Annotated in this window: 19 protein-coding genes; 10 read left to right on the top strand and 9 right to left on the bottom strand. The window is 47.0% G+C overall.

All coding sequences use genetic code 11. From position 1 onward, the window contains the following. Nucleotides 1-9: 9 nt before the first annotated feature. The 5 genes from nrfA to ACESTD_RS04555 all read right to left on the bottom strand — a co-directional run bounded on the left by nrfA (nucleotide 10) and on the right by ACESTD_RS04555 (nucleotide 7,261). Nucleotides 10-1,491 carry an ammonia-forming cytochrome c nitrite reductase gene (gene nrfA / locus ACESTD_RS04575; protein WP_005831485.1) on the bottom strand — a complete coding sequence of 494 codons (1,482 nt, stop codon included), beginning with the start codon at nucleotides 1,489-1,491 and terminating at the stop codon, nucleotides 10-12. A 21-nt stretch (nucleotides 1,492-1,512) separates the two neighbouring features. Then, a complete protein-coding gene (gene nrfH / locus ACESTD_RS04570; protein WP_061412181.1) occupies nucleotides 1,513-2,103 on the bottom strand; it encodes a cytochrome c nitrite reductase small subunit in 591 nt (196 codons plus the stop codon). Nucleotides 2,104-2,300: 197 nt separating this feature from the next. Next, nucleotides 2,301-3,494 carry a PepSY domain-containing protein gene (locus ACESTD_RS04565; protein WP_022402016.1) on the bottom strand — a complete coding sequence of 398 codons (1,194 nt, stop codon included), beginning with the start codon at nucleotides 3,492-3,494 and terminating at the stop codon, nucleotides 2,301-2,303. Nucleotides 3,495-3,501: 7 nt separating this feature from the next. Then, nucleotides 3,502-4,911: a DUF4374 domain-containing protein gene (locus ACESTD_RS04560; RefSeq protein ID WP_151858483.1), complete on the bottom strand. Its 1,410-nt coding sequence runs from the start codon at nucleotides 4,909-4,911 to the stop codon at nucleotides 3,502-3,504. Nucleotides 4,912-4,954: 43 nt separating this feature from the next. Beyond that, nucleotides 4,955-7,261 (bottom strand): TonB-dependent receptor, encoded by a 2,307-nt coding sequence (locus tag ACESTD_RS04555; RefSeq protein ID WP_227212692.1) that lies wholly within the window; start codon nucleotides 7,259-7,261, stop codon nucleotides 4,955-4,957. Nucleotides 7,262-7,625: 364 nt separating this feature from the next. Here ACESTD_RS04555 and eno point away from each other — a divergent pair, with 364 nt between their 5' ends. Then, nucleotides 7,626-8,906 carry a phosphopyruvate hydratase gene (gene eno, locus ACESTD_RS04550; RefSeq protein ID WP_117963285.1) on the top strand — a complete coding sequence of 427 codons (1,281 nt, stop codon included), beginning with the start codon at nucleotides 7,626-7,628 and terminating at the stop codon, nucleotides 8,904-8,906. 355 nt (nucleotides 8,907-9,261) lie between these two features. On the opposite strand, the gene queF is transcribed toward eno, so the two are convergent. The 3 genes from queF to ACESTD_RS04535 form a co-directional block, all read right to left on the bottom strand. Then, nucleotides 9,262-9,717 (bottom strand): preQ(1) synthase, encoded by a 456-nt coding sequence (queF, locus tag ACESTD_RS04545; protein WP_008664917.1) that lies wholly within the window; start codon nucleotides 9,715-9,717, stop codon nucleotides 9,262-9,264. 31 nt (nucleotides 9,718-9,748) lie between these two features. Next, entirely contained in the window at nucleotides 9,749-10,405 is a 657-nt protein-coding gene (gene queC, locus ACESTD_RS04540) for a 7-cyano-7-deazaguanine synthase QueC (RefSeq protein WP_117959265.1), read from the bottom strand. 113 nt (nucleotides 10,406-10,518) lie between these two features. After that, nucleotides 10,519-11,199 carry a queuosine precursor transporter gene (locus tag ACESTD_RS04535; protein WP_005831504.1) on the bottom strand — a complete coding sequence of 227 codons (681 nt, stop codon included), beginning with the start codon at nucleotides 11,197-11,199 and terminating at the stop codon, nucleotides 10,519-10,521. Nucleotides 11,200-11,821: 622 nt separating this feature from the next. Here ACESTD_RS04535 and ACESTD_RS04530 point away from each other — a divergent pair. From ACESTD_RS04530 to ACESTD_RS04510, 5 genes are all read left to right on the top strand, one after another. Then, nucleotides 11,822-15,055, top strand: a complete 3,234-nt coding sequence (locus ACESTD_RS04530) for a TonB-dependent receptor (protein WP_087333011.1) — start codon at nucleotides 11,822-11,824, stop codon at nucleotides 15,053-15,055. Nucleotides 15,056-15,070: 15 nt separating this feature from the next. Next, a complete protein-coding gene (locus ACESTD_RS04525) occupies nucleotides 15,071-16,861 on the top strand; it encodes a RagB/SusD family nutrient uptake outer membrane protein (protein WP_022402014.1) in 1,791 nt (596 codons plus the stop codon). 27 nt (nucleotides 16,862-16,888) lie between these two features. Then, nucleotides 16,889-17,824 (top strand): hypothetical protein, encoded by a 936-nt coding sequence (locus ACESTD_RS04520; protein WP_057282059.1) that lies wholly within the window; start codon nucleotides 16,889-16,891, stop codon nucleotides 17,822-17,824. A 12-nt stretch (nucleotides 17,825-17,836) separates the two neighbouring features. Next, nucleotides 17,837-18,964, top strand: coding sequence for a glycosyl hydrolase family 18 protein (locus ACESTD_RS04515; protein ID WP_151853248.1), 1,128 nt, complete (start codon nucleotides 17,837-17,839; stop codon nucleotides 18,962-18,964). A 176-nt stretch (nucleotides 18,965-19,140) separates the two neighbouring features. Next, nucleotides 19,141-20,421 (top strand): hypothetical protein, encoded by a 1,281-nt coding sequence (locus ACESTD_RS04510; RefSeq protein ID WP_034522666.1) that lies wholly within the window; start codon nucleotides 19,141-19,143, stop codon nucleotides 20,419-20,421. An 80-nt stretch (nucleotides 20,422-20,501) separates the two neighbouring features. Here ACESTD_RS04510 and ACESTD_RS04505 read toward each other — a convergent pair whose 3' ends face one another. Continuing rightward, nucleotides 20,502-21,827, bottom strand: a complete 1,326-nt coding sequence (locus ACESTD_RS04505) for an OmpP1/FadL family transporter (protein ID WP_005831520.1) — start codon at nucleotides 21,825-21,827, stop codon at nucleotides 20,502-20,504. Between the two features lie 235 nt (nucleotides 21,828-22,062). Between ACESTD_RS04505 and ACESTD_RS04500 the strand changes: the two genes are divergently transcribed. The 4 genes from ACESTD_RS04500 (at nucleotide 22,063) to ACESTD_RS04485 (ending at nucleotide 25,870) form a co-directional block, all read left to right on the top strand. Continuing rightward, on the top strand, nucleotides 22,063-23,064 hold the full coding sequence (locus ACESTD_RS04500) for a 2-hydroxyacid dehydrogenase (protein WP_005832453.1): 1,002 nt from the start codon (nucleotides 22,063-22,065) through the stop codon (nucleotides 23,062-23,064). Between the two features lie 99 nt (nucleotides 23,065-23,163). Beyond that, nucleotides 23,164-23,868 (top strand): pirin family protein, encoded by a 705-nt coding sequence (locus tag ACESTD_RS04495; protein ID WP_057097810.1) that lies wholly within the window; start codon nucleotides 23,164-23,166, stop codon nucleotides 23,866-23,868. An 82-nt stretch (nucleotides 23,869-23,950) separates the two neighbouring features. Next, entirely contained in the window at nucleotides 23,951-24,685 is a 735-nt protein-coding gene (locus tag ACESTD_RS04490) for an MBL fold metallo-hydrolase (RefSeq protein ID WP_057097809.1), read from the top strand. Between the two features lie 39 nt (nucleotides 24,686-24,724). After that, entirely contained in the window at nucleotides 24,725-25,870 is a 1,146-nt protein-coding gene (locus tag ACESTD_RS04485; RefSeq protein WP_044468423.1) for a DUF4468 domain-containing protein, read from the top strand. Nucleotides 25,871-25,902: the final 32 nt, after the last annotated feature.

Here is a 25,902-nt window from a genome sequence, read left to right as displayed (position 1 = left end):
TGTACAAATTTATTTTAGTGCTAACCGGTTGTTAGCTTTCGCTTTTTCCAGCCAAGCCGGTGCTGTAGTCTTCAGGAAATTGTCCTTTGCAGCTCTTTCGGCATCCATATCGAGCCCGATATATTCCTGCGCCTTGTCTTTGGTGGAGATATCCGGCATAGGAACATTGTCTGTATATCCATGCTTCGCCAGCACCTTGGAGATAGCCAAACGCGCCTGCATGGCTCTATCCAACCCATGAGACAAGACACGCTGGATTTCTTGCGGTGCGTGGAAAGAGCCGCCGTGAGATGCCACACCGAAGTCCCAACGCCATTGTGCCTGACGAATCAGCGCCAACACATCTTTCATCTGCTCTTCCGTAGCTCCCTTATCCCAAGCAAATTTAGCTTCGATATGGGCTTTGGCAAGTTCCTGCTCCAAGCGGTTACGGATTTCATTGGCCTTGCGCTGGCGTTCGTAGACGTTGTTGCGCAAAGTTTCCTCACTTTCGCGGTGGCAGGTTTGGCAGGTACGGTCTATCATAGCCAACGGACTCTGTATATGGTGGTCGCTGAACTTCACGCCACCTTCACTCTTATAAGGCATGTGGCAGTCCGCACACGATACGCCACGCTGGCCGTGAATCCCCATCTGGGCTATTTCAAAATCGGGGTGCTGCGCTTTCAGGATAGGGGTACGGCTCAACTTGTGTATATAGTCGTAGAAACCAGCCTCATCATAATAGGCTTCCATGTCTTCCACCGTAAAACCTTTGTCCCAGGGGAAAGTCAGGTACTTGCCGTCGCCCTTGAAGTAATACTCCACATGGCACTGCGCACATACCAGTGAACGCATCTCCTGCGGAGTGGCCTTGGTAATATCCTTGCCTTGGCGTTCAAAAGCCTCTATCAAAGCCGGACGGCTGATATGTAGGTTCATGTTTTCCGGTTCGTGGCAGTCGGCACAACCAATCGGGTTTACAATTTCATCGCCCAAAGCGCCCCACTTATTGTTATAGAAAGCATCCACACCGATAGCTTCCATCATGCGGGGCACATCGGGGCTCTTGCAAGTCCAGCAAGTAGAAGGCTGCGGGCCATCCGTAGCAGTGGCAGGCGCACCGGTACGAAGAGTTGCCGTAATGTCCTCGATGGCATGCATATGTCCGCGCGGAGTGGAATAGTCCTTGGAGAAGGCATATCCCGCCCAGAGCACTACCATCTCGGGACGCTGTTCCAATACATCCACAGCCACATTTCCATTGAATTCACTCTGGAAGTCGGTCTTGGCAGTTTCAGTCCATGTCTGATACTCACGGGGGAAATCACTCTTAAAGACTTCGTTGCGTGCCTCAATTCCCTCAATCACTGTTTTGCGGTTATTGAATACACTTGCCAGCTCGGCCCTGCGCTCCATCAAGGCAGAAACACATAGCCCCAAGACAAATACAACGACCATTGAACCACCGAACAACAGCCATCCTTGCCACGATTTTAATCTCTTTTCCATATCTATGAAGATTTATTGTTATTATTCCTTTATCAGTTTCTGCAACCACTCCGGCACGGGAGATTCCGGATAGGGTACCAATGCAGCGGGTGTAGACGAAAGACTGTTCATTCCACCATGAGGCACGTCGCGGTGGCAATCCCAGCATGCCTTTCCGTCGCCGGTGAGGGTCATCATGTAGTCTATTTTACCAGCATCCACAAACTCGTTGGTCAGTTGCGTATGGCAACGGATGCAATTATTCATAATGACCTGCGCACTTGCTGCCTCGGCTTGGATAGCCTGCGGTTCGCTTTTAGTGAGAAAGGCACCCACGTGCTTCATGCCGTCCATGCCTTTGAAAGCCCATTTCTTTACTATATTCTCATGAGGGACATGGCAATCGTTACAAGTGGCATCCCGGCTGTGGGAACTGTGCATCCAGGTTGCATAATAAGGAGCCATGATGTGGCAGTTGACACATGCCGCAGGGTCATCTCCCAGATAAGTGTGCGCCCGGAGAAGATACATAAACAAGCCTCCGCCGCCGACGAGGACACCGCATACAATGAGTGCCGTTACTTTCCATCTGTAGGACGGAAATAGTTTACTTATGATTGGTAACTTCGCCATAAAATGAATATTTTCAGCAAAAATAGGCAGTTACAATCTAAAAAAGTGTAATCATGATTACATTTTTCCATTTATTTTTCAGTATTTTTAATAAAGCATTCATTCTCCAGACATACCTATATGAAAACGTCCACAAAACACGCACGCCTGCGCATCTTGTGGACATCTTCATCCTTTTATAAAACTGCCTGCTTTTTCTAAGCAACTTTCTTTAATTGTATGTTCGCTTTCCTACTGCCCTTCCGAATCAATCTGCGAATCCAAAGATAATAGCCCGTCAGCGGCAAGCTGGCCCCTACCAAAGCGGCAAGGAAACTCAATATGCGGGTGGTCAGCCCTCCCCAACTGCCTACATGAACGGAGAATATCCAGCCACGGATTTTTCCTGAAGCGTCGGCATCCTTATATAAGGTAGCCCCGGTGATTTCACCGCTACGGGGATTGAACGTATAGCGGTCGGCAGCACGCTGGTTGCCCAACCGATTGAAAGAAACCGTAGCAGAGCCTTTGAACACGGTAATCTGTTTATAATCAGGATTGAGTTCCTTCAGTTCTTCGTAAACCTTCTGCCAGCTTGTAAAAGGAGAGAAAGAATTTCTTTCACGATGCTCACCTCCCGGTCTGCCACCAGACCGGCCTTGAGCCCGTTCTCCTCCCTGGGCAGCAGTTTGTGCCGAAGCACCATGTCCTCCACCCCCTTGCGTGGTTTCCACTCCGAAAACTTTGTAGAAGCCGGTGCGGTACCAGGAGAAAGACCATGACAGTCCCGTAAGCGCCATTACCAACAGAAGAACCAGCGTGTACATACCGCCTGCCACATGCAGGTCATAGCAGAACCGACGCCAACCCTTACCGGAAACAATCTTCAAACTGTTCTTCAAAGCCTTTTTTGTACGGGGCCACCAGATGACAATGCCCGATATCAGGACAAAGACAAACATCAGCGTGGCAGTGCCCACAATCATTTTCCCCCAGAAGATGCCTCCATCGGGCTTCATGCTGTCCAGCAACCAGCGATGCAGGCGGAACATGGTCGTGAAAAACGGCGCACGCTCATACTTGCCCTTTATCTCACCCGTATACTGGTCTACATAGACGGAAGCACGACGAGGTTTGGAAAGGTTCACCTGCCAGGCACGCTCCGGAGCAGACGAGGCTGTGACACCCGTCACAGAAACACTATCCGGCAGAGTAGCGGCCACTTTTTCGGCCACCTTGCCCATGGGAAGCGGTGCCGGCCCGACTTTCTCCACATAGTAGAGGTCGCGGTGGCAGAGCTCCATCACCTCCGTCTCGAATACCAGCATGGCTCCGGAAAAACAGATAAGGGTAATCAGTAGCCCGAAGGGGACTGAAAGCCATAAATGTATCTTACGAAAAACTTTCTTCATAGGAGCTTTATTCCAGTTTACCTACACCGTTCAGTTGGGTTGCATTGACAACCAGACCTTTGGTAGCCGTTGCATTGGCAGGGTCTACCTTATAGATGGCAGGATAGCCGGAAGAGGTAGTGACTGCCACATATGCGTTGCCATTTTCCATGTACGGGGTATTACCAAAGCCAGAGACATCGCTTGGAAGGCCGTTCACATAAGTCAAAGCTCCGGTGGAGGCATTGAAGACGGCAAGTTGGTTGGCAACCTTGTCTGATGCCGTAATTGCCTTATCATACATCAGCAGCAGGAAATAATTACCTGAAATATACCAAGTCCGCAAGAAAGAGGCGCCATTGGCTTTCTCTTCAAGATTATAGTAATAAGCGGCATCAAATTCCTCTGCTTTGGTATCGATGCGTACAACTCCAGCAGGCAATGTAGTCTGCTGACGCGAATCACTCATGGTCTTGGCATAGCTCGGAGAAAATACATATACATAGCCGTCGTCGGCAAGCCAGTTCATCTGGTAGTACTGTGAACGGTTACGTCCGGCAGCATAACTGATTTTGTCTGTAGTGATGACCTTATGAGAATTCAGTGTCTGATCACCAAAGATAGCGATATGGCATTCATTAGGATACTGGGTCCATTGCAATTCGTCCTTCTCATAGGCACCGCTACCCTGCCCGCCGGATTCTGTCTTTATTAAATCCTCATTACCGGAAAGCACCCACTTGTAGCTACCGTCTTCGTTCTTCTGCATGCAACCATACTGGCTAAGCCCCATGGGAATGGCTGCTGCATAAACCTTACTGCCCACTTGTTCTATACCGGCCAGTGTTACGTATTCACCATTTTCAAGGAAATTTTCGGCAAGAAATGGAGTATCCTTTGTTACCGAGTTCTTTGTATAAGTCTGTTTCTCGACATCCAGATAGGAAATCAAAAAAGATTGGGGAGTATATCCATTTGCATCATTCAGTTCCGTAGGGCCGTCGCCAGTAGAAGTCGTCATTATAAATTGGTCATAATAGCCGTAGGTAGTGAAACGATTGACGTTATACTCCTGGCTACGTTTTTCCAGTTCACCGTTTGTATTCATAATGAACGACTGGGTAGTGCCTGCATTTCCCTGGTGATAGTTCAAGGCATACAGATATTTGTTTCCGTAGAACACCCAGTAAGTAGCCCCATCGTTCACAAGGCCATTGCCGGCAGCAGTAATTTCACCGCTTTCCAGTGACTCGGCTGTCAGCAGGACAGGAACGGAGCTACCTGAAACTGTAGCCGTGGCAGCTATCACATAGTTACCCTTTGAACCGGAACCAGAACCGGAGCCGGAACCCGGTTCGTCTGTGTCTGTACAAGAAATTAAAGCCATTCCGGTCATTGCCATTGCCAAGAGGCCGGACAAAAGATAATTCTTCTTCATTTGTTCTTCTTATTAATTACACCTATTAAAACCATTATATTTATTAATCACCAAAATGTACACGTACCTTGCCATAGAACGCACGCCCGGCTTTCTGAAGACTGAAATTGTCGTACAAATCCTCGTTCGTGAAGTTGCGGCATTCAAACGAGATATTATAGCGGCCATTCTTCAGACTATAGCTCAATGTCAGGTTATGGGAGAACTGGTCGGGTACCATGAAATCCTTGTTCTTGCTACCGATGGCCTGCGAATAGTAGGAGAAGCTGTGCATGTACTGGTTGTCGTAAGTCACGGACAGCATATTCCCTTTCTTCCAGAGGTCGCGCCAATAGAAGTTTACGTCAAAATCAGCAAACTGATAGGGCACATTGGGAATGCGTGCCTTGTAACCGAGATTTTCCACAGAGTTGCCGGTACTGCCGATTTGCATCTTCTCATTGTCACGCACATTCATCTGCGTGAAGTTGCCGCCCACACTCAGCCAGCGTCCGAAGCCATAGCGTGCCGATACATTGTATCCCTTCGTCAGCACCTTGCCGTAGTTGGTATAAGTGGCCCCTTCTTTTCCTCCGCTCAAGTCCTGGATATTGCGCTGGATATAATCCTTCGTATTGCGGTATACCACACCGCCTTCCACGTAGACGGAATGTTTTCCAAAACTCCGGGAATAACTCAGGTTCAAGTTGATGTTGTCACTTTTCTCGGGACGGATGCCGATGTCTCCACTCTCCAGGTCTTCGTCACCAAACATCTCTTCGATAGTGGGCAGGCGGTAAGCTTTTTCATAAGAGAACTTCGCCTGCAAGCCGGGCAGGATGAAATAGGTTCCGGCAGCACCATATCCCCAAGAGTCTACCGTACGGCTGGTGCGTACATAATTACTACCGGTATCATCCTCGGCCATAGGTCCTGCCACATACTGGCGGTAGTATTTGCCGAATGCCGAGAAGTTCCACTTTTCGGAAGGCATCAGGCGGTATGACAAACCGGAGATATTCTTGCGGGTCTGCTTGGCAATGGCATCCGTCTGTTCTTCCACCGCCAACAGTGAAGTATTATCACGCTGGAATGCACTCAACACATGATTGAAAGTCAGCATGTGGACCCTCGCAATGCGGTAATTCAAGGTCAATGTACCGTTCCAATTGTCATTATCGGCACGGGAATACTGGCGGGACTGTTCGCCGGGGCTGTTCAGCGGATGTTTCTCACCAAGCCAGTTGTATTCGTAGCGGGCAGTATCCACATTCGTAGTGGCATTGCGATTGTAGTTGGCTGTCAGCACCATATCCAGCCCCTTGATTATCAGGTTGCGTTTGCTGTATTCCATCGAAGGCATCAGTGAATGGCCAAAGCGGTGCTTTTCCCCGAAGACTGTCTTCTGGCGTACACCGGTCTGTATGTCCTTGTACATGTGCGAATAGGTGAAACCGAACATCAGCCGGTCTGCCCAACTTTTGTCCACAATACCCGCTTTGGCCACAATGGCTTCGTTGTGGTAAGTATCATTGAAACGCTTCACGCGCACCTTCTCACTTTCGTTGAAACTGCCCGTCTCAAAATCCTTTACCGGCGCATCTACATAATAATCGTTGTCCGAGTAGTTTTGAAAGGCATTGATTTCATAGCTGAAACCGTTCTTGAAAGTCTGTCCGAAGTTAACGTATGAGCGGTGGGTATTGAACGAGCCGTAAGAATAAGAAGCATCCAGGAACCAGTTCCGGCGTTTCTTGTTGGTAACAATATTGATGACACCGCCAATGGCATCCGTACCGAAGCCCACGGGAACTACACCCTTATATACCTCTATACGGTCGGCAAAGCTCACCGGAATATTGTTCAGGCTGAAGGAGCTTCCCACACCTTCCTGCGGCACACCGTCAATGAACACCTTGACGTGCTTTCCGCTAAAACCGTCCAGCATCAACTGCATATCCGAACCTACCCCACCCGACTCACGGAGTTTCATGCCCGGAGCCTTGGTCAAGGCATCGCTCAGATTCTTCGTGGTGTTCTGGAGTTCCTTTGTATCGACTGCCACAGCATTGAATGCCGACCTCTTCACCCGGCTTACTCCGGTAGAAACGATAGTCACCTCGTCCAGCTGTTGCGTTTCGGGAGCGATGGTTATGTTCAGCTTCATCCGCTCATCATTGACCAGTTTCACCTTTTTCTCCACCTTTGTATAACCTACGGCAGACACCACCAGCGTATAGTCGCCGGCAGGCGCCTTGATGTGATAGAGGCCTTCCTGATTCGTGGTTCCTCCATAACTCGTCCCTTTCAGATAAACAGTCGCAAAATCCACCGTTTCTTTTTCCGTAGAAATGATTCTACCCGAAATCATCCCTCCTCTCCTCTGCGCATGTACAGACAGAGAAGCCAACAGAAGGAAAAACAGCAGCGAGAATTTAAGTGTATATGCTTTCAATTTTATAATAATTATAATGTTGTTAATAAACCGGTGCAAAGGTCATTATTAACAGCCAGCTGTGCAATCGCTTATTGTAGGTAATTATATGGAGTGGATTTATCGTATATATCATATTACGCAATCACCATTGATGGGTATTATCAATAATAAATCTAAAAAAAGAGGAGCCGGGAAATGAAAAACCCCTATTTATAGGTATTGCCCAATATGCCTTTTTGTACGACCTTTGCTGCAAATTAAAACAAGACAACGGACAATAAATTATTAATGTTTAAGTATGAAAATTGAAAAGATTGTAGCCCGTGAAATCCTTGATTCACGCGGCAATCCCACAGTAGAAGTGGACGTTATTCTGGAATGCGGTGTTATGGGACGCGCAGCAGTGCCTTCCGGTGCTTCTACCGGCGAGCACGAAGCGCTGGAACTTCGCGATGGCGACAAGCAACGCTACGGTGGTAAAGGTACACTGAAAGCAGTAGAAAACGTCAACAAGATAATCGCACCGGCACTGATTGGCTGGTCGTCACTGGAACAGCGTGCCATCGACCACAAGATGCTTGAGTTGGACGGCACGCCTACCAAATCCAAGCTGGGTGCCAATGCCATTCTGGGTGTCTCACTGGCAGTAGCCAAAGCCGCCGCCAATTATCTCGATATACCTTTATACAGATATATCGGTGGAGTAAATACCTACGTAATGCCGGTCCCGATGATGAATATCATCAATGGAGGTTCACACAGCGACGCTCCTATCGCTTTCCAAGAATTTATGATTCGGCCGGTAGGCGCCTCTTCCTTCCGTGAAGGCCTGCGCATGGGAGCCGAAGTATTCCACGCCTTGAAAAAAGTGTTGCACGACCGCGGCCTCAGCACTGCCGTAGGTGACGAAGGCGGTTTTGCACCGGCACTGGCAGGCACAGAAGATGCGCTGGACTCCATCATGAGCGCCATCAAGGCTGCCGGCTACGAACCGGGCAAGGATGTGAAAATCGGTATGGACTGTGCCTCATCCGAGTTCTTTAAGAACGGTATCTATGACTACTCCATCTTTGAAGGCGAAAATGGTAAAAAACGTACTGCCGACGAACAAATAGCTTACTTGGAAGATTTGATTAATAACTACCCGATTGACTCCATCGAGGATGGCATGAGCGAAAACGACTGGGAAGGCTGGAAGAAGTTGACCGAACGCATCGGCAACCGTTGCCAGCTGGTTGGCGACGACCTGTTCGTGACTAACGTGGAATTCCTTGAAAAAGGCATTGCCATGGGCTGCGCCAATTCCATCCTTATCAAAGTCAATCAAATCGGTTCACTCAGTGAAACGCTGGATGCTATCGAAATGGCACACCGCCACGGTTATACCACAGTGACTTCTCACCGTTCCGGCGAAACCGAGGACGCCACCATTGCAGACATTGCCGTTGCCACCAACAGCGGACAAATCAAGACCGGTTCTCTGAGCCGCTCCGACCGCATGGCGAAGTACAACCAACTGTTGCGCATCGAAGAAGAACTGGGTAACCTTGCTGTCTATGGCTACAAAAGAATAAAATAACCCTTTGTAGTGAATAAGTCATAAAGAGGGAATAGCGTCTTTGGGAAAAGGCGCTATTTTTATTAAAGAATCGTCTATATCTTTGCAAAAGTCATCCCCTACTATCCTCTATAGGAAAGATTCTTTCCAAGATGGTAGCAGGTTAATGTTTCATTGACTAAAGACTATTCGTCCGACAGTCGTTACATTATCGTCCGACATATGTTTAATTATCGTCCGATAGCTGTTGGACGATAATTAAACATATGTCGGACGAATAGTTTTTAGTAAGCAAGAATATAAAATATAGCGGCGCAACAATCATTTGCTCCCAAAGCCTCCCTTTATTATTTACGGAGGCCTTCAAAAACAGTCCTCATTCACGGTTCATCAAACGATGCTCTGCCATCTGCTCGAACTTCGTGCCGGGACGTCCGTAATTGGCATACGGATAAATGGAGATGCCTCCGCGCGGGGTGAAGATACCCGTCACCTCAATATACTTAGGGTTCATCAAATGAATGAGGTCTTTCATTATGATGTTCACGCAATCCTCGTGGAAAGCACCATGATTGCGGAAGCTGAACAAGTAGAGTTTCAAACTCTTGCTCTCTACCATCTTGACATCGGGGATATAGCAAATACGGATTTCTGCAAAGTCCGGTTGCCCCGTGATGGGACAGAGGCTGGTGAATTCGGGGCAGTTGAAACGCACCCAGTAGTCATTGCCGGGATGCTTGTTATCAAATGCCTCCAATACTTCGGGGGCATAGTCCTGACGGTATTCTGTCTTTCTCCCCAAAAGGGAAAGTTGGTCTTTCAATTCTGTCATAGCCATATATTTTTAGTGATACAAGTGTGCCTCATTTAGTAGAAGCCAAAAACTTTTCCAATCCTTCTCTGCGCAACGTGCATGCCGGGCAGTGTCCACAACCATCTCCCGGGATACCGTTATAACAAGTCAGCGTTTCGTGACGTATAAGTTCGAGCACTCCAAGCTCGTCTGCCAGCGCCCAGGTCTCCGCTTTGTCAATCCACATCAGTGGTGTGTGCAGTACGAATTGCTCGTCCATAGCCAGGTTCAGCGTCACGTTAAGCGACTTGATGAAAGCATCCCGGCAATCGGGATAACCGCTGAAATCGGTCTGCGACACCCCCGTCACAATATGACTAATCCCCCGCTCGCGGGCGTAGACGGCGGCTATACTCAGGAAAAACAGATTGCGTCCCGGCACAAAAGTATTCGGAAAGCTGTCTGCCGGCTTCTCCTGGTCCATCTCCATGCCGGCATCTGTCAATGAGTTATGTCCCAGCCGGCCGATAAAGGAAACATCCATTACTTCGAACTCCACACCTGCCTTACGGGCAATGGCCCTCGCCAAGTCCACTTCCTTCTGATGTTTCTGTCCATACAGAAAACTCAGCGCATACACTTTCTTAAATTCACGTTTTGCCCAAAAGAGGCAAGTGGTCGAGTCCTGCCCGCCACTGAATACCACCAAAGCAGTGTCCCTATTCATCTTGTTAAAAGCCTCTCCCCTTGCCCTCCCCCGTAGGGAGGGAAACAGAGAGGGCATTGCTAATTATTTGTTTGACATAATAACTGATTTCCCCTCACTACGGGTAAGGGGCTTTAAATATCGCCTATTTTCCATACTTTATAGGAGATGCCTTCATCATAGACATCACTACCGTCTATCCGCTTAATAGCTTTTACCACACGGATAGTCACAGGCAGTATCAATACCTCGTACATGGACTTCAGCAGAATCTGGATACACATCATCACCAGCAACTCCCGCCATGCAATGATTCCTCCGAACGCAACCGGAAAGAAAATCAACGAGTCTGCCGTCTCACCAACCACCGTCGACCAAATGGCACGTGCGGAGAAATTACGCCCGTTGCTTGCCAGTTTCATGCGGCTCATTACGTAGGCATTCAGAAAAGAGCCCACCAAGAATGCCGTCAGACTGGCTATGACAATACGGGGCGCCATTCCAAAAACGAAATTGAAATGCGCGGCACCATCCCAGAAAGGGGCGGCAGGCAACGCCACGGCTATCAGTCCCAGCATTACCACAAAAAAGTTCATGGCAAAACCGCTCCAGATAATCAGGCGGGCTTTACGAAAGCCCCAAACCTCGGCAATGCAATCGTTGATAATATAAGAAATCGGGAAGACCAGCAATCCGGCTGTTACGGTAATACCAAAAACCTGGATAACTTTAGTCTCAAGAAGATTGGCTGCAATCAGGCATACATTGAACAGAATGCCCAGCAACATAAAAGGTACAGATACTTTTTGTTTCATACTCCTGTTTTTTACGTGGTGTTCTAGAATACACGACCGCTATTCACGGCATCATACATTTTAAATCCGGTTGCAAAGGTACAACAAGTTTTGCAAATGAACAAACAACATATATTTTAACTAAAACTCAAGCAAGACAAAGCTCCTTTTTTTTATTCGAAGTAATTACAGACAGTGCATATTTAGTTAACGAGACTTAAATAAGATTTCCCAAACCAAGAATATTATTTACAATAGTTTTAAAAAACATAAACCAATAGCATAAAAATCAATATATTAACTGATTTTAGCACAAAATCAAAAACATGCAACCAAGTTTGCTCTCAAACAAGATTTCATTCACGCAAATTTCTTAAGCAAATAAAATAATGGACAACATATTTTAATACATACGATTCTATATTTTAAATAATGAAAATTAGGATTATATTTGATAACAACAATCCGGAAGCTCTGGAAAGCACATTGATATTAACCAAGAATATACCATATTATATATAGTAACCTTAGAAAAACAATGAATGCCTATGATTTACCCGAAAGCCCCAAGACACTATTAGTGTCATCTTCTATTCAACCTATTTATTTTGAGATCCATTAGCTTAAACAAAAAACATCTATTATGAATGAAAATCGTAAACGAGGAACATCGAACAACAAAATCCTCACAGCAATTGCCATCGCCTCCCTATTTATAGGAAGCAGCAAAATCATGGCAATAGAGACCTATTCGGAAAATTCATTCGGAGTGACAGAACAGATGCAGGCACAAACAGCCCGCGGTATCATTGTCGACCAGAATGGAGAGCCTATCATCGGAGCAAGTATCTTGGAAAAAGGTACTACCAATGGAGTTACTACCGACTTATACGGTAAATTCTCGCTAAACGTAAAAAGAGGTGCCACCCTGGTCATTTCCTACATCGGCTATAAGACGCAGGAAGCCAAAGCAGATGCCAACATGAAAATCACCCTTACAGAAGATTCCGAACTACTGGATGAAGTAGTTGTTGTCGGTTACGGTGTACAGAAAAAGAAACTTGTCACCGGCGCCACTGTACAAGTGAAAGGGGAAGACATAGCCAAGCTGAACACTGTGGATGCCCTGGGCGCTTTGCAGAGCCAGTCACCGGGTGTCAACATCACACAGAACAACGGCTTCCTGGGTTCGGGCTTTAAGGTGAATATCCGCGGTATCGGTACTACCGGAACCTTCTCCCCGCTTTATGTGGTAGATGGAGTTGCCAACGGTAGCATCGACGGGCTGAACCCGAGTGACATTGAATCTTTGGACGTCTTGAAGGATGCCGCTTCTGCCGCCATCTATGGTGCGCGTGCTGCCAACGGCGTTATCCTGATTACCACCAAACGAGGTAAAACCGGCGTTGCCGAAGTCAGTTACGACGGCTATGTCGGCGTGCAGAACCTCTACAAAATCCCTACTATCCTCAATGCCCAAGAGTACATGATGATGCAGGATGAAGGCCGTGTAATGGACGGATTGAGTCCGTACAACTGGGCGACCTATATTCCGGAAAGGGATTTGCAGGCCATACAGAACGGAACATGGAAAGGGACAAACTGGCTGAAGGAAGTACTGAATGAAGATGCATTGGTACAGAACCACGCAGTCAACATCACCGGAGGAACAGACCGTTCCAGATATGCCATAGGTATTTCATACACCAACCAAGAAGCCACCATGGGAGTTCCCGGCGAATTTCCAGAAATGAACCGCTACAACTTCCGCGTCAACTCGGACCACGTAGTCATGAAAAAAGGCAATCTTGACTTCCTGAAAGTGGGCGAAACCATCAACTACAAATATTCACAAACACAAGGTTCATTCGGAACCGGCGGCATTTATTGGAACGGAGTGCACAATATGCTCATCATGAGCCCGTTGATGCACCCTTACAATTCAGACGGAGACTACTACCTCTACGCAGACCAGGAAAAGGACAACTACAAATGGGATATCTCCAACGGAGCCAATAAAAACCCGATAGCTTATCTGGACTACTATATGAACCAGAACCTAAGCAAATCCCATTACATGCAGAGCAGCTTCTATGCAGAACTGCAACCCATCAAGAACCTGCGTATCAAGAGCCAGTTCGGTTACATCATGGGAGCCTCCAGTTATCGTTCCTATTTGCCGAGATTCGATTATCTGAGTGCGTCACTCAACAACGCAGAAGACAAGGTTACCCAATCCATGTCTATGTATAACCGTTGGTCATGGGACAATACAGCCAACTACATCTTCAATATCGATGACCATAACATCGACGTCCTGGTAGGTCAGAGTATTGAAAAATGGGGTATGGGAGAAGAAATGAGCGGTTCAGCCATAGGCTCAAACTTCTATGACTTCAAGCACGCTTATTTGTCCAATGTTCCATTGACCGCCAACAGTGTGTCCTCCTTGACTGGCAAGCCTAACGGGGAAGGTTCCATCGCCTCCTTCTTCGGACGTATCAACTACAACTATCAAGAGAAATACATGGCTTCTGTCATCATGCGTGCGGACGGTTCCTCCACTTTTGCCCGCGGACACCGCTGGGGCTACTTCCCTTCAGTATCCGCCGGATGGGTTATCAGCAACGAGTCCTTCATGTCAGGAATCAAATGGCTGGACTTCTTAAAGCTACGCGCTTCCTGGGGGCAAAACGGTAACTGTAATGTATCTACTTTCCAATATCTTTCACTGATAACTTCCAACAACGGATATGGCGGTTATACGTTCGGCGACTCCATGGACCTCATCAGTACCGGTTCATACGCCTACCGACTGACCAACCCGGACCTTACCTGGGAAACACAGGAGCAATTGAATTTCGGTATCGATGCACGCTTCTTGAACAACCGCCTGGGCTTTGAATTCGACTGGTATAACAAAAATACCAGAGACTGGCTGGTTACGGCTCCGGTACTCTCTTCCTTCGGTGCCAATGCAGTGTCCGTCAATGGCGGTAATGTAAAAAACACGGGTATTGAAGTAGGACTCCACTGGAACGACAACATCGGAAAGGATTTCCAATATGGAGCCAACCTGACCCTTGCTCACAACAAGAATGAAGTGACCAAGATTGCCAACAAAGACGGAATCATCCACGGTAGCGGCAGCGTTCTGTGGGAAGGAGCCGAAGAGTGCTTCCGTGCTGAAGTAGGCAAACCCATCGGCTACTTCTACGGCTACAAGAGTAACGGCATATTCCAGAACCAGGAACAGATAGACAACTACAAAGGTCCGAAACTGAACGGCGACAAGACACAGCCGGGTGACGTAATCTGGGCAGACACCGACAATAGCGGTACGCTCGATGCCAATGACCGTACTATGATAGGTAACCCGAATCCCGACCTGACAATGGGACTTTCCCTGAATGCCAGCTGGAAGGCCATTGACTTCTCAATCACTACTTACGGCGCATTCGGCCAGCAGATTCTGAAGTGTTATCGTGACTTCTCCTCCTCACCCTTGAATAACTATACAGCAGAGATATTCCAACGCTGGCACGGCGAAGGTACGTCCAACAAGTTCCCGAGACTGTCCAGCGCTTCCAGCTCCAACTGGAACAGAGTATCAGACATTTACATCGAAGATGGAGACTATCTCAAGATAAAGAACATCACTGTGGGATTCGACTTCAAGAAAGCATTCAAGAAGTTACCGGTACAACAGCTGCGCCTGTATCTGACCGCACAGAACCTCTTTACCTTCACCGGCTATTCCGGTATGGACCCGGAAATCGGTTACGGTGGCGACGATTATGGTTGGGCATCAGGCATCGACCTGGGCTACTACCCCAGTGCACGTACCTATATGATAGGCTTAAATGTAAAATTCTAATTAACCGAAGAAATTATGAAAAAGATATTATTCATAGCATCAGCAATACTGATTCTTCTTTCAGGATGCGAAAACTTCCTCGATTCGGAACTTTTGACCGAAAAGACAACCGCCAACTTCCCGGAGACAGAAAAGGATGCCCAAGAGATGGTGACGGCCATATACGCCCATCTGTTGTTTGAAAGTCCTGAAACCTCTTCCCAGTATTACATTGCCCAGTTGGCAGGTGACGACTGTCTGGGAGGCAACCTCTCCTACTCCAACAACTGTGCCACCAACTTCCTTATGTACAGTGGCAATCTGAATACATTTGCCGGTATCTGGGACCGTTGCTACACCCTTATCAACCGTGCCAACAATGCCATCAACACAATGGAGAATGTGAAATCATGGTCCAGCGAGAGCGAACGTAACCGACTTTTCGGTGAGTCCTACTTCCTACGTGCCATGGCTTATTATGAGCTGGCACAAGTCTTTGGCGGAGTTCCTTTACGCACCACACTGGAAAGTACCAACCTGCCGCGTGCATCCGTAGACGAAATCTACACCCAGATTGCAGCCGACTTGAAAAACGCTATCGAAATGATGCCGGCAAAGATTTATCCGAAAGGCTCAGACATGACCGGACACGCTACAAAATATGCTGCCGAAGCCATGATGGCACGTGTATTCCTTTTCTATACCGGACGCTACGAAAAAAACGAGCTCCCCAACGGAACTACCAAAGAGGAGGTCATCTCTTGGATAGATGACTGTGTAAACAACTCCGGTCATAAACTGGTGTCCGACCAACGCAACATCTGGGCCTACACCAACGATGCTACCGAAGACAATACCGAAGGGTTCCGTTACCAATACGTTATCAACCATAACCTGAAATGGGAAGGAAACAGTTCCGACGAAACTTTATTCGCCAACAAGCATAACCTGAAATCCGACTGGACCTATACCTGGTTCTCCAACACATGCGCGCAATTCTATTCACCGTCTGCCGACAACTATTCCAACAAAGACAGTTATCCCTTCGGCACCGGTTGGGGAGCTGGCCCTGTATCTCCGGCTATGGTCAACGAATGGAAAGACTGGGCCGCCAAGCAGACCTATACGGACGGTTACAAGGAGGATCCCCGTCTGACCGGTTCCATATGGTCGTACAAAGCACTTGATCCGAATGTTGCCGGCAATGTACTGATGGACTGCACCATGGACGAGGGTGAACCGGAATATACCGTATCCTATCGTTACTATGAACAAACCGGCTATTTCCAGAAAAAATACATCAATATCAATTCCTACAATGAAGGCAAAATCGAACCTTTCGGCAAGCAGATGTTCCCCGGAATATCTTCGCAGACATCCCAACAGCTACTCCAAATTGCCGACTTGATTCATATCCGTTTTGCCGACGTTCTGCTCATGCAGTCCGAGCTGAAACAAGACGCTACGGGTCTGAACAAGGTACGTGCCCGCTCCCACTTGGCTCCGGTGGCCTACTCCCTGGAAGCCATCAAGCAGGAACGCCGCTGGGAACTTGCATTCGAGTCCATCCGCTGGTGGGATATCCTTCGCTGGTCGGGTCCTTCGCTTGAGGAAGCCGGTGACATACTCAACAAACAGACCGGGTTCAATATAATAAATGCCGCTACGGTGGTACCGATGGTCAAATTCGACTATAAGAAACGCCTACAAGCAACCCAAGGCTACTGGCCCATTCCGCAAGACGAAATCGACATCTCCAATGGAGTCCTTGAGCAGAATCCAGGCTGGGATGCATCTGCCCAGTTCTCGGATTGGAACAATATGTAAGAGTATTAACCTATAAATAAAGACAATATGAAAGTAACAAAAATATTGATAGCAATGCTTGCTTCAGCCTTCATCGTTACTGCATGCGATCCTATCGAAGACGAAGACTTGCGAGACAAATATGTGACTGATGCCGGTACACCCATAACCAAGGAGGCATTACAAGCCGCCATATCCATTACCCAACCCTTCCCCAACCAAGACGGAGTAGTGGAAGGCGACCAGTATATCGCCCTGAAAAACTCCCGCCCGGACATTGGCGGTTCATGGCACATAGAATGGGGGGGCGAAGGAAGTAAACAAAGTAAGACTCTGGTCACGGACAACGCTACGGTCATCATGGAGTCCAATGCGGACTATTCCATCTACTATATGGGCATTTCCGCCAATCAGATTATCAAGACAGAGCCGGTTGTAGTGACTGTGACCAATGTATTCGACGATTGGTCCACTTACTTCACCGGTGCAACCGACAAGAGTGACAAATCTGCCAAGAAGACCTGGAAATTCCGTGAAGTCAGCTGGGGTTCCGTCTGCAATATGGGGGCTCATGGAGGCTGGAAATATACCAGTGCAGGCTATACTCCCGAATCAAATTTTGCCTGGTGGGCCAATGTCACTGCCGCCGAAGCGGGAGACCAGTCCATGGTATTCGAATTCGACGGAAACAAGATGAAAACCTATGATGCCAGCGGAAACCTGAAGGCAGAAGGTACTTTCTCCTTCACACACGAAAAACCGGAAGACGGAGTACTGGGTGAACTGATAACAAGTATCCCCACCATCGGAGGAAATTATGACGACAACGGACAAAGCGTAGGCAGCAACAAATTCTGGCTGCTGACACTGGATGAGAACTATATCACAATCTATCATCCCGGCAAGTATAGCGGTGGTGTGGATTGGGACGACAGCGGCTGGTATGCTTATTTCAAGACTGAAGCAGAAACCGATTCTGAATAATATGCACTCTCTATGAAAAGGAAACTGCTATTTATAATAGCTACTGTCTTTCTAGTAGCCGCATGTCACAATGACGACTACATGCCCGGACTGCCAGCTCCGGGAAATGAAGACAACGAGACCGAAATGGCCGAGCAGGTTGCAGGCCGGGTTGCATTGGGCTACGTCACTTATTATGGCACATCCATACCCGATGCCAAATACCTGACCCACATAAACTACGCTTTTGCAGAATTATATGTTAAAAACGGAATTTATGAAAAGTTTGGCCTGCAAGGTGATAAATCCCGTTTTGATAAGGTAAAGAAAATAAAGAGCCAGTATCCATATGTGAAGATATTACTCTCTTTTACCAATAGCGTTTCCAATACTGACAATTCCCAGGACGGAGGTTTCTCCGCCCTGGCGAAGAGTCCGGAAATGCGCAAGCAATTCGCACAAGACTGCAAAGCCTTTGTTTCGAGTGAGGGCATAGACGGTATTGACATTGACTGGGAATTTCCCGGTATGACCTTCGGCAGCAATGCCTATGACGAGTTGGTAGATGTGGAAAACTTCACCCTATTGATGAAAGACCTGCGTGCAGCGTTGGGGCAGTCCACCCTATTGACCTATGCAGGTTATTGCATGGACAAGCGTCCCCAAGGCGAAGGCTATAAATATATTGATGTAAAGGCCGTAGACCCGTATGTAGATTTCGTCAATATCATGGCCTATGATCTGGTTGATGCCCCCCAGCATCAATCAGCATTGAACAAGCCAAGTAATTACTGGGACTGCCAGCGTTCCGTAGACGAATACCTGAATGCAGGGGTATCTGCCGACAAATTAGTGTTGGGAATTCCGTTCTACGGAAGAGCCGATTTCAATGCCGGCGGCAGCATCAATTATCGGGATATTCTCAACCTGAGTAAGGATGACGGCTATGTCATCGAAAATTGGGATACAGAAGGCAATGTCCCCTATGTCACCAAAAACGGCAGTTTCTACTGTGGTTACGACAATCCCCGCAGTATTGCCGCAAAAGGTGAATGGATATTAAAAAATGGCATGAAAGGCATGATGTTCTGGGATTATGAAGGCGATGACACCATGGGAACTCTACGCAAAGCGCTGTGGAATGCCGTCATGAAAAAATAAGTAACTTAACACACATTCTCAGGAGGTTATTCCGGAAATTAGGGTAAGGGTAATTTTGCATACGATCTTCATTCAAGGCAAGAATACTGACGGAATAACCTCCTTTCCTCCTCCAAGACTACAAAACCTTTTTTCATTTAAGTTGTTGAAAGCACATTCATCAAAACCTAACTTAAATGAAAACAATCTTAAAAGCAATGTTTCTGTTGTGCGTAGCCGGACTTCCCTTGTCCACTATCCATGCACAAAAAAAAGAGATCATCGATGACGAAGCCCCCAACGGCATTGTCATAGTTACTATCGACAAAGCGGGCGACGAGATTATCCGCATCATGAATGAGTCGCAATTGCCTTACATCCATGACCCGAAAGCTCCCCGCTTCCTATTGATGGACAAACAAGGCAAATTCGCCCTGGGTATCGGAGGGTATGTCCGTGCCACCGGCGAGTATGATTTTGGAGGTATTGTGGATGATATTGACTTTGTTCCTGCCAACATTCCAAGCAGTAGTAAAATCAAAAATCAATTTCAAATGGATGCCAGTACGGCCACTATCTTTCTGAAATTAGTCGGACACACCCGGCTATTGGGTGACTTCACAGTCTATACAGCCGGAAATTTCCGAGGAGGAGACAAAACATTCCAGCTACGGAATGCTTATATGTCATTCCGAAATATAACGGTGGGATATACTTACGGCGGTTTCATGGACTTAGGCGCCCTCCCCTCCACCATTGACTTCCAGGGGCCCAACGGTGCCACGTTCTACCGCGCTACACAATTGTCATATACTTATAAAGGGCTGAAAGACTTTCGTTTCCAAGCTTCCATCGAGGCGCCTGCCGTTGACGGCACAACAAGCAGCCAATTCGAAATTGCCCAGCAACGCATGCCGGACTTCACAGCTTCGGCACAATACAGTTGGAACAGCAGCAGTCATCTGCGTGTAGGAGGTATCATCCGCAGCATGACATATACCAGCACGGAAAGGGACAAGGCTTCCAGCGTCACCGGATACGGTGTACAAGCCTCAACGACCTTTAACCTCGGTAAAAAATGGCAGGCATTCGGACAAATCAACTATGGTAAAGGTATCGGGCAATACCTGAATGACATCAGTAATCTGAACGTCGATATTGTCCCCAATCCCGAAAAGGAAGGCAAAATGCAGGCATTGCCCATGCTGGGCTGGTATGCAGGTCTACAATATAACATTTCTCCAAAGGTATTCCTTTCAAGCACTTACAGCATGTCCCGCCTTTACTCTGAAGACGGTTATCCCAACGACCTGCCAAGTACCTACCGCTACGGACAGTATTTCGTAGCCAACGTATTCTGGAACGTAACCCCGAACATGCAGGTAGGCGCTGAATATCTGCGTGGCTGGCGCACCAACTTCGACAATTCCACCAACCATGCCAACCGTATGAACCTGCTTGTACAGTATTCTTTCTAATCCAATATAAAATAAGAAAGAAGCCGCCTCAAATCGATATTTGAGACGGCTTCTTAATATATAAAGGTAGGATTGTGAAATCAGAACTTATAGTCAACACCAAGACCAAACACTTTATTAGTACGGCTATAAACATTCTTGGTGGTTTCACTTATCTTCTTTGTATAATCATCATAGTTTGTCCAAAAATAGGCTATATTCATAGTCAAATGCTTTGTCATTTTGATGGCAGCACCAAACCCCAGTGAATAAGAGTCACATGAAAAACTTATATCACTCTGAAAATCATCAGCCAAGCCATAATCTGTACGCTGATAACCACCACTGATGGTCAGCTGTTTAGCTATATCCCATTCTGCACCAATCAAAATTTCATGTGTGCCATGCTTCAACGCTTTCTGCTTATCATTGGCCATCCCTGCCGCTTTATCAAAAAAATGGTGATATTCCAGCGTTGCACGAAGCGTAGGAAGGAATTCATAACCAACAGCTGCAGTCAATAATGCAGGGATATCACTCGGAGTATTCACACCATCCTTATAGTCAGCCAAAGGATTCCCTTCATCTCCCATAGCAGTTCCCATTGCACGCACTTCAGCTTTTTTGGTTTTATTTTCGAGATTAAGACTTGTCATAAACTCGTACTTCAACCCAATATTCCATTTGCCCAACTTCACATCAGCTCCCAAGATAGGGGTCAATCCCCAGCCGGTCTGGTCGCAGTCTAAATCGATACCAACCAATTCCATGCCACCATAAGTAGGAATATTACTGTGTGCTGTTGCAGTCAGAAATCCTTCATACCCACCGGTAAAATAATTCATACGTCCACCGGCAAACACACCTAACCAATCATTAACTTGATACGACAACCCCAATTGCACACCATAAATAAACTGGCTTCCATCCATTGCACTATTGATAGAATACATATTGGGAGTGATTTGACCACCCGAAATAGTATGGACTTGTCCCATCACCATTGAATCGAACATACCCAAACCATCATCAAACGATGCCTTACCGCCACCACCTACAACAGCAAAGCTACCGGAAATAGTCCAGTCTCCTTTTTTATATGCACCTTGAAAACTAGGAATGAAAGGAGCAGAAGCTTTTCCTTTATAATAACGTGTATTCCCATCTTCAATAAACAAGGGAAATGTCGCTTTTATGTTACGGGTCTGATAAGCACTTTGTCCATTCAAAGACAAATAGAGACCATCTTCCGGCAGAAAGGCCAAACCGGCCGGATTAGAATAGACACCGTCAATATCAATGGAAGCACCACGCGCTAACATTCTAAGAAAAGATACATGCTGATTTGTATTTGTTAGGATACCACCCGCAAAAGTTGGAATTGAAACGATTAACATCGCAATGCCAATCAACGAAAATTTTCTCATCTAAATCTTTTTTAATTGTTTTCGGGCGCAAAGGTACAATAATATTGCACATGAAAAAGAATTTTGTGCATAAAGTTATCCTAATATAGAACTTTAATTGAAATACCAAATAGTTTCTGATGAAACAAATAGAAATAATTATCATTTTATGAATCCTTCCGGCCACTGAACCATATCAACTTTCCACTTGTTATCTCCCTATAATTATGTAACATTTTAAAAAACAACAAATCCCATGGCATACACTATCGCATTTTTTGGCAGCAAACCTTATGATGAAGCGTCTTTCAACGAAAAAAACAAGGAATATGGTTTTGAGCTCCGCTACTATAAAGGGCATCTTAACAAGCACAACGTTATTTTAACCCAAGGAGTAGATGCAGTCTGTATTTTCGTGAACGACACGGCCGATACCGAAGTTATCCGTCTGATGGCAGACAACGGCGTGAAATTATTGGCGTTGCGCTGCGCCGGCTACAACAATGTAGATTTAAAGGCAGCTGCCGACTGTGGCATTACCGTAGTGCGTGTCCCTGCTTACTCCCCTTATGCCGTAGCAGAATATACCGTTGCCCTGATGTTATCCCTCAACCGTAAAATTCCACGTGCCACCTGGCGGACACGAGACGGAAACTTCTCGCTGCACGGACTTCTGGGCTTCGACATGTACGGAAAAACTGCAGGCATCATCGGCACGGGAAAAATAGCCAAGAAACTGATATGTATCCTGCGTGGATTCGGCATGAATATTCTTGCCTACGACCTCTATCCCGACTATAATTTCGCCCGTGAACATCAAGTGGTATATACCAGCCTGGATGAGCTATATCACAATTCGGATATCATCTCCCTGCACTGCCCGCTGACTGAACAGACCAAATATCTCATCAACGACTATTCCATCAGTAAAATGAAGGACGGAGTAATGATTATCAATACCGGACGTGGACAACTCATCCATACCAACGCCCTGATTGAAGGACTAAAAAACAAGAAAATCGGCTCTGCCGGCCTGGATGTGTACGAAGAGGAAAGCGAATACTTCTATGAAGACCAATCGGACAAAATCATTGATGACGATACCCTGGCGCGGCTACTGTCCTTCAATAATGTCATCGTCACTTCGCACCAGGCCTTTTTCACACGCGAGGCACTGGCAAACATTGCTTCGACAACCTTGCAGAACATCAAAGATTTTATGAACCATAAGCCACTGGAGAACGAGGTCAAGGCATAGTCCCCACTCATTTATAAATTCTTAGACATCGGTTTTTAAACTTTATAGCTTTCCAAAGCGTTACTAGTACATAAACCATTTTAAGAAAAGGAATAAATTATGAAAAAAGTTATAGACAAATCAGACAGCAGAGGTCATTCCCTATATGATTGGCTTGACAGCCACCACACCTTCAGTTTCGACGAGTATTACAATCCCCGCCGGATGAATTTCGGCGCCTTGCGTGTACTGAACGACGACCGTGTGGCTCCGGGAAAGGGCTTCGGCACACATCCTCATAAAAATATGGAAATCATCTCCATTCCCCTGAAAGGGAAACTGAAACATGGGGACAGTCATCAGAACAGCCGCGTCATCACTCCGGGAGATATACAAACCATGAGTGCCGGCACCGGCATCTACCACAGCGAAATGAACGGCAGTGACACTGAAGCGGTAGAATTCCTGCAAATCTGGGTGATGCCCGAAAAGCTGAACACACCACCCGCATACCAGGACTTCGACGTACGTCCACTTCTGCGCAAAAATGAAATGGCACTAATAGTATCCCCTGACGGCGATGCTCCTGCCAGATTGCTACAACAGACCTGGTTCTCTATCGGTGAAATAGAAGCCAGAAAGAAGATTGACTACCACATGCACCAATCGCATTCCGGTGTCTACATCTTCGTAATGGAGGGTGAAGTCAAAGTGGACGGCACAATACTCTCACGCCGTGACGGAATGGGAGTATACGAAACCGGCAGTTTTGAGCTGGAAACATTGAAAGACTCTCACATTCTCTTCATAGAAGTACCGATGTAGCGTGCTTTTGCATAAAATAACAGCTTAAACCGGAAGTTTGTGTAGCGTTTTTTGTAATATTGCGCTATAATTCAATCCGTAAATGAAACTTGATTACATCTACCATAGCGGCTTCGCGATTGAAGCGGACGGAGTGACGGTCATTATCGATTACTATAAAGATTCCTCGGAAGAGGTTTTCAATAAAGGTATCGTGCACGACTATCTCTTGGAAAAGCCGGGCGTACTCTACGTACTATGCTCGCATTTCCATCCCGACCACTTCAATCGCGAAGTTCTTTCATGGAAAAAACTGCGGCCCGACATCCGCTACATATTCTCCAAAGACATCCTGAAGCACCGCCGCGCCTCAGCGGAAGATGCCACCTACATCAATAAGGGCGACACCTACGAAGACGAACATATCCGTATCCAGGCCTTCGGTTCTACCGATGTGGGTATCTCCTTCCTGATAGACCTGCAGGGCAGGCGACTGTTCCATGCCGGTGACCTAAACAACTGGCACTGGAGCGAGGAATCTACTCCGCAGGAAATACGCAAGGCCGAAGGTGACTTTCTGGCCGAAGTGAGAGAGCTGCAGCAAACTGCACCTGCCGTAGATGTAGTCATGTTTCCGGTGGACAGCCGTATCGGAAAAGATTATATGCGTGGAGCAGAACAATTCGTGGAACGAATAAAAATCACTATATTTGTACCGATGCACTTCAGCGAAGATTATCAGGGAGGCAACGCCTTCCGGCAGTTTGCCGAGAGCAAGGGATGCCGCTTTCTGAGCATTGCACACCGTGGTGAAAGTTTCGAACTCCCCAACTTGTAGCCCATAATTCGTAAATTAATAATTAAAACACATACTATTATGAAAAATTTGACACAACTTCTTTTTACACTGTTTTGCCTTTGTCTGCCGGCCATGCTGCAGGCGCAGGATAAGGACGACAGTAAATATCTGGCCGGTGCTGTTCCCGAGGTGGACGGCAAAGTGGTATTCACCAAAGAGTTCAGCATCCCCGGCATGTCTCAGGATGAAATCTACGAACGTCTGCTCGGCTGGATGGATGCCCGTCTGAAAGAGAATGAAAATACCAGCCGTGTAGTATTCTCAGACAAAGAGAAAGGACAAATTGTAGGTATCGGGGATGAATGGATTGTATTCAGTTCTACGGCTCTGTCATTAGACCGTACCAAAATCCTTTACCAGCTGACTGTGACCTGCCAACCCGAAAAGAGCGTGCTCGAAGTAGAAAAGATACGGTTTAACTACCGCGAAGGAAAAGAAAAATATACCGCCGAGGAGTGGATTGTAGACAAGTATGCCTTGAACAAGGCGAAGACCAAACTGGTACGCGGACTTGCCAAGTGGCGCAGAAAAACCGTAGACTTCGTTGATGACCTTTGCCTGGGAGCAGCAGAAGCATTGAGCGCCACCACTGCCAAAGCTCCGGTAGAAGAAAAGAAGGAAGAAAAGAAAGAGGTGAAGGCTGTCGTCAATTCCGGTCCGACGGTAATCACCCCGAAGAAACAAGTTACCGTGGAACCTGCCCAGGCTGCTGAAAAGGCATCCGAAGGCATCGTGAAAGATGCCCAAGTCATCGAAGTGCCCCAAGTCAAGAAACCTGCCGCACTGGTTCCTGCCCAAAAGAGCCAGCAGCAAGAATACAAAACCATAGCCCCCGAGCAATTGTCAGCCGATGCCATCCAGACCGGAGCAGGCAAATTGGTTATCGTCATCGGCCAAGAGCCTTTCAACATGACCATGATGACAGCAAACTCCGGAGGTTCTTTGGGCAAAGTCAACGGCAAACCAGTTGTATTCAGCATACTGTCGCCCGACCAGCCGTATGAACAAATGGAAAAAGCAGAAAGCTATACCATCCGTTTCTATCCTACGGGACAGACAGAGCCTACGGTCATTCTGGAATGTAAGAAGCTGCCTTCACCGGCAACGATGGAAGGTATGCCACGCACGTATGTAGGCGAAATTCTGAAAGCAATGGTCAAATGACCGCACACGCAGACTGCAAATTGTAAATAATC

The organism is Bacteroides sp. AR20, from assembly GCF_964250605.1.
GTDB classification, from domain to species: domain Bacteria; phylum Bacteroidota; class Bacteroidia; order Bacteroidales; family Bacteroidaceae; genus Bacteroides; species Bacteroides uniformis.
Note: the sequence above shows the minus strand (reverse complement) of the source record. Positions and strands in the feature narration are given on the sequence as shown.

Excerpts from the sequence above, each read along its gene's own strand:
- nrfA (WP_005831485.1), bottom strand. The coding sequence starts at position 1,491 with ATGGAAAAGAGATTAAAATCGTGGCAAGGATGGCTGTTGTTCGGTGGT.
- nrfH (WP_061412181.1), bottom strand. The coding sequence starts at position 2,103 with ATGGCGAAGTTACCAATCATAAGTAAACTATTTCCGTCCTACAGATGG.
- ACESTD_RS04565 (WP_022402016.1), bottom strand. The coding sequence starts at position 3,494 with ATGAAGAAAGTTTTTCGTAAGATACATTTATGGCTTTCAGTCCCCTTC.
- ACESTD_RS04560 (WP_151858483.1), bottom strand. The coding sequence starts at position 4,911 with ATGAAGAAGAATTATCTTTTGTCCGGCCTCTTGGCAATGGCAATGACC.
- ACESTD_RS04555 (WP_227212692.1), bottom strand. The coding sequence starts at position 7,261 with ATGATTTCGGGTAGAATCATTTCTACGGAAAAAGAAACGGTGGATTTT.
- eno (WP_117963285.1), top strand. The coding sequence starts at position 7,626 with ATGAAAATTGAAAAGATTGTAGCCCGTGAAATCCTTGATTCACGCGGC.
- queF (WP_008664917.1), bottom strand. The coding sequence starts at position 9,717 with ATGACAGAATTGAAAGACCAACTTTCCCTTTTGGGGAGAAAGACAGAA.
- queC (WP_117959265.1), bottom strand. The coding sequence starts at position 10,405 with ATGAATAGGGACACTGCTTTGGTGGTATTCAGTGGCGGGCAGGACTCG.
- ACESTD_RS04535 (WP_005831504.1), bottom strand. The coding sequence starts at position 11,199 with ATGAAACAAAAAGTATCTGTACCTTTTATGTTGCTGGGCATTCTGTTC.
- ACESTD_RS04530 (WP_087333011.1), top strand. The coding sequence starts at position 11,822 with ATGAATGAAAATCGTAAACGAGGAACATCGAACAACAAAATCCTCACA.
- ACESTD_RS04525 (WP_022402014.1), top strand. The coding sequence starts at position 15,071 with ATGAAAAAGATATTATTCATAGCATCAGCAATACTGATTCTTCTTTCA.
- ACESTD_RS04520 (WP_057282059.1), top strand. The coding sequence starts at position 16,889 with ATGAAAGTAACAAAAATATTGATAGCAATGCTTGCTTCAGCCTTCATC.
- ACESTD_RS04515 (WP_151853248.1), top strand. The coding sequence starts at position 17,837 with ATGAAAAGGAAACTGCTATTTATAATAGCTACTGTCTTTCTAGTAGCC.
- ACESTD_RS04510 (WP_034522666.1), top strand. The coding sequence starts at position 19,141 with ATGAAAACAATCTTAAAAGCAATGTTTCTGTTGTGCGTAGCCGGACTT.
- ACESTD_RS04505 (WP_005831520.1), bottom strand. The coding sequence starts at position 21,827 with ATGAGAAAATTTTCGTTGATTGGCATTGCGATGTTAATCGTTTCAATT.
- ACESTD_RS04500 (WP_005832453.1), top strand. The coding sequence starts at position 22,063 with ATGGCATACACTATCGCATTTTTTGGCAGCAAACCTTATGATGAAGCG.
- ACESTD_RS04495 (WP_057097810.1), top strand. The coding sequence starts at position 23,164 with ATGAAAAAAGTTATAGACAAATCAGACAGCAGAGGTCATTCCCTATAT.
- ACESTD_RS04490 (WP_057097809.1), top strand. The coding sequence starts at position 23,951 with ATGAAACTTGATTACATCTACCATAGCGGCTTCGCGATTGAAGCGGAC.
- ACESTD_RS04485 (WP_044468423.1), top strand. The coding sequence starts at position 24,725 with ATGAAAAATTTGACACAACTTCTTTTTACACTGTTTTGCCTTTGTCTG.